At 51.8% G+C, this 2639-nt stretch carries 2 protein-coding genes and 1 pseudogene; all 3 read right to left on the reverse strand.

The window, feature by feature from the left end; translation table 11 throughout:
* A pseudogene (locus ACYC56_RS07400) lies at positions 1-215 on the reverse strand (type II secretion system F family protein); the annotation flags it as partial.
* A gap of 43 nt (positions 216-258) precedes the next feature.
* Positions 259-1323, reverse strand: coding sequence for a type IV pilus twitching motility protein PilT (locus ACYC56_RS07405; protein ID WP_461373542.1), 1065 nt, complete (start codon positions 1321-1323; stop codon positions 259-261).
* Positions 1324-1416: 93 nt separating this feature from the next.
* The coding region (locus ACYC56_RS07410; protein ID WP_461373543.1) for a GspE/PulE family protein at positions 1417-2639 on the reverse strand (1223 nt) is incomplete at its 5' end.

A 2639-nucleotide genomic window follows, 5' to 3' on the forward strand; every position in this document is an offset into this window, starting at 1 on the left:
TGGCGGCTGAAGACCGTCAGGTCCTTTGATTTTACTTTGTTGCCGAAGGGCAGGTTAATATCCCTTTGGGCCAGGCTTTTCTCTTTAAGGTCGATGACGACGTAGCCGGTTTGCCTGAGTTTGTTGGCGACCATCGTTAAGTTATCGCCGTCGATTTGACCGTTGAGCAGGTTTCCCCTGCCATCCCTTACTTTATACGTAAATGTTGTTGACATAGTGTACCTCGTTTGTGCTGTCCGTTAGTTGCATGATCAGTTGCTAAGCCGTTCTACCGAGAAGTTGCCTCAGGTCATTTGGATCGGATGCTTTTTGTATAGCCATTTCGAATGTTATCTTGCCATATCTATGCAAATCGGCAAGGCACTGATCCATAGTTACCATTCCGTGCTTGGAGCCCGTCTGCATCGCGTTGTATATCTGGTGCGTCTTCGCTTCTCGGATCATGTTTCTGACGCCCGGCGTCGGCATAAGGATTTCGTAAGCGACACAGCGTCCCTGGCCGTCAACCGTCGGCAGAAGCTGCTGGCAGACGATTCCTTGTAATGTACCGGCCAGCTGGATTCTTATCTGTTGCTGCTGGTGGGGCGGGAATACGTCGATGATCCTGTCGATGGTCTGCGGCGCATCCTGCGTGTGGAGCGTTGCGAAGACCAGGTGGCCGGTTTCGGCTGCGGTCAATGCCGCCGAAATCGTTTCCATATCCCTCATCTCACCGACGAGTATGACATCCGGGTCTTGACGGAGGACGTATTTAAGGGCGTTGGCGAAGGATTTGGTATCCGACCCGACTTCCCTTTGATTAACAATAGATTGCTTATGTGAGTGCAGGTATTCGATTGGATCTTCGATTGTGATTATATGAAACGACCTGTTTTCGTTGACGATATTGACGAGCGTTGCCAGTGTTGTCGACTTACCGCTACCGGTCGGGCCGGTAACCAGAACCAGGCCTCGCGGGCGCCTTACAAGCAGTTCGAGTGATTGCGGAAGCCCCAGGTCGTCCAGTGATTTTATGTCTACCGGAATAATCCTGAAGGCGGCGCTTACGCTGCTTCTCTGGTAATATGCGTTTACCCTGAACCTGGCGTGGCCGGTGAGCCCGTAAGAAAAGTCGTACTCCCAGTTTCTCTCGAGCTGCTCCCTTTGGTCCTGGGTGAGGATGCTATAGATAAGTTCCTTTGTGTCGTTTGGCGTCAGCTTTGGATAATCAAGCGCCTGCAGATCGCCGTGAACTCTGACCATTGGCGGTGTTCCTGCTGTAATGTGTAAATCTGATGCTTTTCTCTCTAGTACCTGCATCAACAAGTCATTAATATCAAGCAACGTAAAACCTCCTGAAGTTCTTAAAAGGAATCTAATTACCTATCGGACGGGTTTAGTAGTAGCTTAAGCGGTAAACGGACGATTAGATGCCGTTTAAATAATGACGCGCATGATTTCTTCAAGGGAGGTCATGCCCGTGCGAACTTTTTCGAACCCGTCTTGTCGGAGGGTCCTCATACCTTCGGCGATTGCGACGCGCTTTACTTCATCTGCGGTCGCCCGTTTGACGCAAAGATCTTTAATGGTCTCGCTGAGAACCATGACTTCGTAGATGCCTACCCTGCCCTTGTAGCCTGTGCCGTTGCATCGAGGGCAGCCTTTTGGGCGGTAGAATCTTAAATGTTCTTCGTCTTCCATCGGAAAGCTGATCCTTTTGAGGGCATCGATTGCGGGTTCATACTCCTCCTTGCAATCCGGACAGAGGCGTCGCGCCAGCCTTTGGGCTTGAATGCACTCGATTGCGGATGCTATCAGAAATGGCGCTATGCCCATCTCGATTAGCCTGGTAATAGCGCCGGGGGCGTCGTTTGTATGTAGTGTTGAGAGGACCATATGCCCGGTAAGGGCGGCCTCTATCGCGATTTGGGCCGTTTCTTTATCCCTTATCTCGCCCACCATCACAATATCAGGAGATGATCTGAGGATCGCTCTTAGGCACCGGGCAAAGGTCAGGCCGGTTTTCGAGTTTACCTGTATCTGGTTGACGCCCGGGAGACGGTACTCGACCGGGTCCTCGACGGTGATGATGTTCTTTGCGCTGTTGTTGAGGATATTGAGCGCTGCGTACAGCGTTGTGGACTTACCGCTTCCGGTTGGACCGGTCACGAACACCGCGCCGTAGGGCTTGTTGAACGAGCCTTTGAATTTGTTGAGGCTGTCAGGAAGAAAGCCGAGGTCGTCGAGGTCGATTAGAATGCTTTCCTTTCTAAGGACCCTGAGGACAACCCTCTCCCCATAGATCGTTGGGAGGGTCGATACTCGGAAATCTATCATTTTGCCTGCGACCAAAAGATCGCAATGGCCGTCCTGGGGTATCCTGGTTTCGGCGATGTCGAGGCCGGCCATGATTTTGAGCCTTGAGATAACGCCCGCTTGGATCTGTTTTGGCGAGCACATAGAATCGTGGAGCACACCGTCTACGCGGTAGCGTATGCGCAGTTCTTTTTCTTGCGGCTCGACGTGAATATCGCTTGCACGTTCGTTGATGGCCTTCATGATGAGCATGTTGACGAGTTTGATGACCGGGGCTTCTTCGGATACTTCGCGGAGGCCGCCTATCCCTGCCTGCGATTCTTCTAGCAAGTACAGGGTATCCG

The sequence above is a fragment of the Candidatus Aquicultor sp. genome (assembly GCF_054640775.1).